The organism is Paenibacillus sp. S29, assembly GCF_049319765.1.
GTDB classification, from domain to species: domain Bacteria; phylum Bacillota; class Bacilli; order Paenibacillales; family Paenibacillaceae; genus Paenibacillus; species Paenibacillus polymyxa_B.
Genome location: NZ_JBMOUI010000016.1, coordinates 103799 through 110923 on the forward strand (window position 1 = coordinate 103799; position 7125 = coordinate 110923).

Annotated in this window: 9 protein-coding genes; all 9 read right to left on the reverse strand. The window is 44.7% G+C overall.

Annotated features, from left to right (window positions below):
- Positions 1-37: 37 nt before the first annotated feature.
- Positions 38-688 carry a response regulator gene (locus tag ACL9RM_RS22845; protein ID WP_013372995.1) on the reverse strand — a complete coding sequence of 217 codons (651 nt, stop codon included), beginning with the start codon at positions 686-688 and terminating at the stop codon, positions 38-40.
- A complete protein-coding gene (locus ACL9RM_RS22850; protein WP_250266655.1) occupies positions 666-1745 on the reverse strand; it encodes a sensor histidine kinase in 1080 nt (359 codons plus the stop codon). The genes ACL9RM_RS22845 and ACL9RM_RS22850 overlap by 23 nt, the downstream gene beginning before the upstream one ends.
- A 16-nt stretch (positions 1746-1761) precedes the next feature.
- Positions 1762-2409, reverse strand: a complete 648-nt coding sequence (gene liaF, locus ACL9RM_RS22855; protein ID WP_061829897.1) for a cell wall-active antibiotics response protein LiaF — start codon at positions 2407-2409, stop codon at positions 1762-1764.
- A 149-nt stretch (positions 2410-2558) separates the two neighbouring features.
- Positions 2559-3263 (reverse strand): PspA/IM30 family protein, encoded by a 705-nt coding sequence (locus ACL9RM_RS22860; protein WP_250266656.1) that lies wholly within the window; start codon positions 3261-3263, stop codon positions 2559-2561.
- Positions 3263-3751, reverse strand: a complete 489-nt coding sequence (locus tag ACL9RM_RS22865; protein ID WP_013311896.1) for a PspC domain-containing protein — start codon at positions 3749-3751, stop codon at positions 3263-3265. Before ACL9RM_RS22865 ends, ACL9RM_RS22860 begins: the two co-directional genes overlap by 1 nt.
- 7 nt (positions 3752-3758) lie before the next feature.
- Positions 3759-4430, reverse strand: a complete 672-nt coding sequence (locus tag ACL9RM_RS22870) for a PspA/IM30 family protein (protein WP_013311897.1) — start codon at positions 4428-4430, stop codon at positions 3759-3761.
- Between the two features lie 84 nt (positions 4431-4514).
- Positions 4515-4826, reverse strand: a complete 312-nt coding sequence (locus ACL9RM_RS22875) for a LiaF transmembrane domain-containing protein (protein WP_013311898.1) — start codon at positions 4824-4826, stop codon at positions 4515-4517.
- 127 nt (positions 4827-4953) lie between these two features.
- Positions 4954-6219 (reverse strand): MFS transporter, encoded by a 1266-nt coding sequence (locus ACL9RM_RS22880; RefSeq protein ID WP_323873127.1) that lies wholly within the window; start codon positions 6217-6219, stop codon positions 4954-4956.
- A gap of 113 nt (positions 6220-6332) precedes the next feature.
- Positions 6333-6884 (reverse strand): TetR/AcrR family transcriptional regulator, encoded by a 552-nt coding sequence (locus ACL9RM_RS22885; RefSeq protein WP_039272741.1) that lies wholly within the window; start codon positions 6882-6884, stop codon positions 6333-6335.
- Between the last annotated feature and the right edge of the window lie 241 nt (positions 6885-7125).

The window sequence follows — 7125 nt, forward strand, 5'->3', positions numbered from 1 at the left end:
TGTCGTCTCCGGTTCTTTGTATTCGTTTATTCTACTTCTACTCTGCTAATCCGTTCTTATAGGCATAGATCGCCGCCTGTGTACGGTCTTCCACTCCTAATTTAGCGAGAAGGTTCGTGACATGGAATTTTACCGTCTTAATCCCGATAATCAGCTCATCTGCGATATCCTGGTTAGACTTCCCTTGTGCCAACAGGCGAAGCACCTCCATCTCACGATCAGTCAGCTCCGTATGCGCGGGTGCCTCAGCCTGTGGCTGGCGGAATCGATTCATCATCTTGGAGGCCACCTGTGACTCTAGTACGGACTGTCCGCGTGCAGCTGCACGGATCGCATCCGCTATCTCGGAAGCACGAGACGTTTTGAGCAAGTAGCTGAATGCCCCTGCCTCAATGACCGGATACATTTTCTCATCGTCCAAATAACTCGTCAGCACAATCACCTTGGTCTCTGGAAGCAGGCGAGTTACTTGGCGTGTCGTTTCTATGCCATCCATGCCATCCATGACCAGATCCATCAAAATCACATTTGGCTTGTATTCGGAAGCCAACCGTATGCCTTCTTCTCCGCTTCCGGCCTCGCCGACCACTTCAATACCTTCTTCCGTCCCCAGCACCGCCGCAAGACCAATCCGTACCATTTCATGGTCGTCTACCAGCAGTACGCTAATCGGTAATTCCGTTTCCATGATCATCGTTCCTTCCACTTTCATCATTAATAACTGGCACGGACACCTCGATCCGTGTTCCTTTTCCCGGAGCCGTTATATACTGAATAGCTCCCCCAATCTCACTGACCCGCTCCTGCATTGTGGATAATCCATATGAAGTCTGCTTTTTCTCATCCAGTTCAAAACCAATACCGTTATCCCGAATCGTCAGCCTGATGGAATCCGGGCGTTGCACGATACGAATTTCCATGCGGGTTGCTTTGGCATGGCGCAATGTATTAGACATCGCTTCCTGAACAATGCGAAACAAGTGGTTCTCAATGCCTTTAACCAACTGTACTCCGCTTTCCATCTCAAAATCAATCTCCATCGGTACCTTTGCCTGCAACTCTTGTACCAAATCACGCAAACCCTGCTCAAGCCGTTTCCCTTCCAGATAGACAGGCCGCAGATGAAGTAGTAACGCCCGCATTTCGGATTGTGCCACGGAAGACATTTCTTCAATTAGCGCAACTTGCCGCTGCGCTTTATCAAAATCCTTATCCAGCGTCCTCCCCACAGCCGTCGCCGTCATTGAAATAGCAAATAATTGCTGTGATACGGCGTCATGCAACTCTCTGGCCAGCCGCTGTCGCTCCTCCACAATCGCAGTCATCCGTGCCTGTTCTGCCAGCTGAGCATTATCCGTGGATAAGCGTTGTAAAGACGTAACTTGTTCCTGCCATTTACGCCCAATCCGTTCCAGCTGCTCTCCCAGCCTGCCAAGCTCATCATGCCCTAGGGGCGGCAACTCACGTGCAGGGGTTCCCTTTTCCCACATCAGCAACGTCTCTCTCAACATTTCCAGTCTGCTTTTAAAGCGGTAGCTTTCATAAAATCCGTACATTGCCCCTGTACCAATCAACACCAGTATAACGGCTCCTGCAACTTTCAATATCATTCCCCAGGTTGGGAACGACTTCACATATCCATATGTATACAGCATATAAAAGACAACTACGCCCACAACAACACACAGGAGGATACCTTCACCCATACTGCGGGTTACCATGTTGGACGTTTTTTTATGATTCATCCCGGCTCCTCCTGATTCAATAAAATCGGACGCGGACATCGCCCGCCAAGTACGAAACGACAAACTTCACTTTATACTCACTCTGCTCAAAATGGGGAGACTTCCAAACCAGTCGATTGAGCATCCCCGCCTCATGATCCCGGTCAAACTGAATCTGTCCGAACAATATGAACATCTCCACCTCTACACCGTAATTATCCGGTAGGGTGATGTCAATGTCACCGAAGATCCCCTGCAAAAATATGACGGGCTCACGTTCCTCTGGGAGAGCCAACGTCAGGTCGGCATCCACGTCCCCAACCACATGCCATATGCTTGTGCTGCGCAGGCTCCAAGGCACTTCATCCCATTTATGATTGGATATAAAATTGTGCTTGAATATGGAGCTTTGACCTTTATGCAGCTTCCTTGAACGTGAATAGAATACAGCTAATGATGCTAGTGTAACTACAACAAACAGGAACAAATGATCCAGCACTAACAATCCAGCACCAATCGCGAGCATCGTGTAGCCCTTTTTGATTTTGGAATTGCGGATCTTATATATTCCGGCCAACATTAGGATCAGTGCAACCACGGAGAGGAACCCAATCCACTGACCGAATAAAATGATAATCCCGATGCCAATCCCTGCCAGTGCCAAGGCTGATTTTCTTCTCTCCATGCTGCACCCCCTTTTTGTTTATACAGGACGGAAAAGCCATAGTGGCGCAACATTCCGCCATATGGCTTTCCTGAACCATACAGATTAGGCACGATCATCGACCAATGTCCATTCCATACAGCATATCATAATGTCTTGTTTCCGAGTAGTCAGTCCTTCTTCATATCGACTGGTTTAGCACCTGTCTGAATTTTGGACTTAAGCTGTTGAAGCTGCTCATCCACTTTAAACTGTTTTTCAGCCTCAGCCGGATTAACATATGCTTCTCCTGGAGCTTGACGGTAAGGAGCACGCAGTACGTCAGCTTCAGCTTCCATTTGCATGATTTTTTCTTCCATACGGTGGAAGCCCAATGAAGCAGACCCACTTTCAATCGTGTGCAAACTATTGATTTGAGACATTTGCTTTTTGGCTTTCGCCATTTGAGCACGGGATACCAACTCATTGCGCTTGTTGCGCATTTTATAGAATTCATCTTTCATGTCGTGAAGCTGCTGTACCAATTCTTTTGCTTGAAGCTCAGCTTGTGTATGCAAGTCGCGGTATTCGTTCTGCTTCTGCACAAAATAAATCTTCTCTCCCAACAACTTGCGCGCTACTTCTTCCTGACCATTTCGCAATGCGGATTCAGCTTGTTTCTCACGCTCATTGGATACACGTACCGCTTCCTCCAAACGCTGTTTCATACGTCGTTCATTCGCCATTTGCTTGGCAACCGTTACCTCAGCCTCGTGAATTTCCGCCTCCATATCGCGCAGATATTGATTCAACATAATAATCGGATCTTCCACTTTATCCAACACTTCATTCACCGATGCTCTTGTCATATCCTTCATTCTTTTAAAGATCCCCATTATTTACGATCTCCCTTCTCAAATTGCTCTACTTTTTTGCGTAACTCTGCCAATTCTTTTTTCATTGCCTTTTTCTCGATATCTTCCATCATGGAATCCAGGTCACTGTTCTGACCTGTGTTAAATTTAGATGAGTTGCGGGCATCTTGACCAAAAAACGGGTTCGAATTGCCATATGCACCGCCCTGGTTGTAACCAGTTCCCTGCCCATACTGCGATCTTGTATTGTTACTGCCATAATAGCGTGGATCCTGTTGATTGTAGGGACCGCTGTCAGGGCCAAATCCTCCATCGAAAGGAGATCTCGGCTCCTTGGAGATAACCAGGGCCGCAATTACATAAATCATAAATGTGGTTCCTGCTGTAATAAAGAAACTGATCACAACCAGAATACGAATCCATGTTGAGTCCATTCCTGTTGCGTCAGAAAGACCGCCACATACACCTGTTATTACTCTATCCCGGCTTGATCTGTAAATTCGGGTCATTATCAAATTACTCCTTCCCGCTGTTGTTCAGCTTGCTTTTCAGTCTCGCCCACTCTTGTTCGAGCAGCGATCCACCGCCTTGGGCATCCTGTGCATGGTCGCCCTCACCCCGACGTAAATCACGCAGACTCATCGTCTCTGCTTCCATATCGGCTACCCGGTCTTCCAAGCGGTTGAACATTCGGGGAACATTCCGTCCACCGTATGTACCAGCCCGTTCGTTCATTTGCTGTTGGAGTCTCAACGTCTGTACACGTGCCGCATAATACTGACGCTTGCTGTGTACCGTTTGATATTCTGTCTTTAATGTATCTAGCTGTTGTTCCAACTCACGTAGTGATTCACGGCTCTGCTCCCACAGTTCTCTATACTGCTCTTCTTTTTCTGCATATAGCATTTTCTCCTGAAGGGCCAGCTTCGCGATATGTTCTTCATCAGCCTTCAAAGCCAGTAGCGCCTGTTCCTCCCGTTTGGTCTGCATGGACAATGCATGATCCAACTGCTGCTTCATCTGTCTTGTATGCATCGCATACTGTTGATGGAGTTTTTCCGCTTCGGCAATTTCCTGGCGGGTATTATACAAGAACTGGTCAATCAGTTGCACTGGGTCTTGACTTTGTTCCAAATGCTCATTGAAGGTCGCTACCGTGATATCGCGCATTCTTCGAAAAACACTCATTTGCATCTGCTCCTTTCACAATTCGTATCCCATAATTCAACACTTCGTTACTGCAATCTTTCTTCATTCGCCAAACTGCTAAAATCAGTAACGTCTTCTGCGGTCACTCAGCAGGGAAACACCAAATATGATTAACCCGATTGCCAGTAGCGGTCCCAGAAGCCAGGACAGTTTGCCAAGCAAAATCAGTACCCCAAGTACAAGTACGATCCAGCCGAAGAGCGCATTTCCTTTTTTCACACCGTAGTAGCCTAGCATGACCATAGCTATCGGAATTAAGTAACCTATCAGATGTCCTAAAAAGTGACCGAAAAACGGAGTAAACTTACCGAGCAGCATAATCGAACCCAACACGATCAGTACAATGGCTAACCCATTCCCTTTGTTAACTCTCATCATCTCTCACCGCCTTTCACTGTGTCTTGCTTATGTCCTTATTGTACGCTGAACAAGCGTTTGACAAAACGGACCCCAGACGGTTTTTGAACCTAGACCTAAGTCGGGGATGAGTATAGACCTGCGGCTATCCTCCTCTATGCTGTTCTGCTGCACGGGCTATCGAGTGTTGCTCACCCGCTTGCTTGGAACGTAGTGAAAGGACGAGACAAGCCAGCAACGCTATAGCTGCAACCATATAAGGCAGATTAATATGAACATCGAACAGCAATCCCGCAACAAGCGGTCCAATCACATTACCCAAGCTGGTATAGGACGAGTTCATGCCTGCCACAAAGCCTTGCTCATCTCCAGCCTGCCGCGATAGAGAAGTGCTTACTGCCGGACGAAGAATATCCATAGCCAGAAAAATGATGAAGGTCGTCAGCATAATCATCACGTACTGTTCAGCAAATAGGGTTAGAAAAATGAACAGGCCTCCAATAGCCAAACAGAGGTGAATTATTTTTTTCTCTCCAAAACGATTAATGATCCATCCAAATATAGTCGCTTGGACAACTGCTCCCAAAATGGAGCCTGTCGTTATGATGATGGCAATATCCATCGGTGTAAAACCATATTTACGGTCAACAAACAGTCCAAATACTGTTTCAAAGTTCGCTAACCCAAAAGCAACGACAAATACAATGAGTAAACCCATGAAATATGGAGATTGATATGACTTGGCAAATTGCTGCAAAAGATTTTCTTTTTGACGTGGAAGCTCTCTATTATATTGTTGCTTTTCCTTGCTTAAAGACTCAGGCAGTACTAACAGAGACAAGATAGCTGCTATTCCCGCAGCTCCTGCTGCCGCAAAAAAGGGAATGCGTATTCCATATGTGGCAAGCAATCCGCCAATCCCTGGCCCGATTATGAAGCCTGTGTTGATCGCTGCATTGATCATTCCCATTCCCTTGCCTCTTTCCTCAAACGAGGTCACGTCAGCAACATAGGCCATAATAGAAGGAGTAAGTAACGCAGCCCCTGCTCCACCCATGATTCGTGCTATGAACAGGGTAGGAATGGAATTCGCCAGTCCAAAAACAAGCTCTGATAACATGAAGATGAACATCCCAGAAACAATTAACTTTTTACGTCCATAACGATCAGACAACTTTCCTGACAATGGTGATAACAAAAGCTGTGTCAACGCAAAAGCTGCAACCATCAGTCCCATCGAGGAACCAGTCATCCCTAGCTCACTTATAAACTTAGGTAACACAGGGACAACCAATCCAATCCCCATGAATGCCAAAAAAATGTTAAGCATCAATAACAGCATTGCTCCTCGATTTCTTGTGAGTATAGACATATTTCCACCCTTCCTTTTCCGTATCTCTTTATTCAACATTAGGTAAACTTCATTATTCTTTTTCAAAAACAATTGAAACTAAAATTGTTTTCTTAGTTTTCATATAAAAAAATGGCCTCTTCAAATATGCAGCATATTGATGAGGCTATTTTTTATTTTTCGACCAATCCGAACAACAAAATATCTACAATAGAATAAGTTGCTTCCTCTACCGTCACACTGTTATCCAGAAAGAAACGCTGATCAAGCGTTAAATTTACAGATTCAATAATAAGCTTCATGATCAGAGCCTCATTTTTGTTCACAATAATTCCTTCTCGGATGCCTTCCTGAATTAATGTTCTAATCGGAGACCAGTCATTTAAATCGGCATGTACCCTTTTCCATTGCTCAGGATAATACTTTTTCATCTGGTCCAATATTCTTAAATCGTAAAACTTATAATACAGAGGCATGACCCTAATCGACTGCTTAATCTTGTCTAACAAAGATAACTCATTATTTTCGATAATTTGCTCAGTTTTTCGAATCATATCATCATTTGTACGCTCAATAAGTGTTTCTAAAATAAGCGTCTTAGACGAAAAATTTTCATACAATGTACGCTTACTAATAGCGAGTCTTTTCGCAAGATCATCCATAGTAAATTTCAATCCATTTTCATGAACTTCATCTACAAAAGCCTCCAAAATTCTTTCCTGCATATTCGTCCTCATTTCTCTTGTACTTAATAAACTGAAAATGTTTTTTCAGTACCACCATCTTACTATAAGACCAAAGACCTGGTCAAATCCATGTTAACCTTGTTGCCAAAATCATGAATACATAATAAAAAGGATGATAAAATGCTTTTAAGCATTTTATCATCCTCAGGCTGTCGAGAAAGTCTCGACAGCTTTTTTTATGTTCATTTTATTTAAGACGACACCGCGTTAATGTTGTATA

What these genes read in the sequence shown, in the direction of transcription:
- ACL9RM_RS22850 (WP_250266655.1), bottom strand. Translation starts at nt 1,745, where the DNA reads ATGAATCATAAAAAAACGTCCAACATGGTAACCCGCAGTATGGGTGAA.
- liaF (WP_061829897.1), bottom strand. Translation starts at nt 2,409, where the DNA reads ATGGAGAGAAGAAAATCAGCCTTGGCACTGGCAGGGATTGGCATCGGG.
- ACL9RM_RS22845 (WP_013372995.1), bottom strand. Translation starts at nt 688, where the DNA reads ATGGAAACGGAATTACCGATTAGCGTACTGCTGGTAGACGACCATGAA.
- ACL9RM_RS22865 (WP_013311896.1), bottom strand. Translation starts at nt 3,751, where the DNA reads ATGACCCGAATTTACAGATCAAGCCGGGATAGAGTAATAACAGGTGTA.
- ACL9RM_RS22860 (WP_250266656.1), bottom strand. Translation starts at nt 3,263, where the DNA reads ATGGGGATCTTTAAAAGAATGAAGGATATGACAAGAGCATCGGTGAAT.
- ACL9RM_RS22870 (WP_013311897.1), bottom strand. Translation starts at nt 4,430, where the DNA reads ATGAGTGTTTTTCGAAGAATGCGCGATATCACGGTAGCGACCTTCAAT.
- ACL9RM_RS22875 (WP_013311898.1), bottom strand. Translation starts at nt 4,826, where the DNA reads ATGAGAGTTAACAAAGGGAATGGGTTAGCCATTGTACTGATCGTGTTG.
- ACL9RM_RS22885 (WP_039272741.1), bottom strand. Translation starts at nt 6,884, where the DNA reads ATGCAGGAAAGAATTTTGGAGGCTTTTGTAGATGAAGTTCATGAAAAT.
- ACL9RM_RS22880 (WP_323873127.1), bottom strand. Translation starts at nt 6,219, where the DNA reads ATGTTGAATAAAGAGATACGGAAAAGGAAGGGTGGAAATATGTCTATA.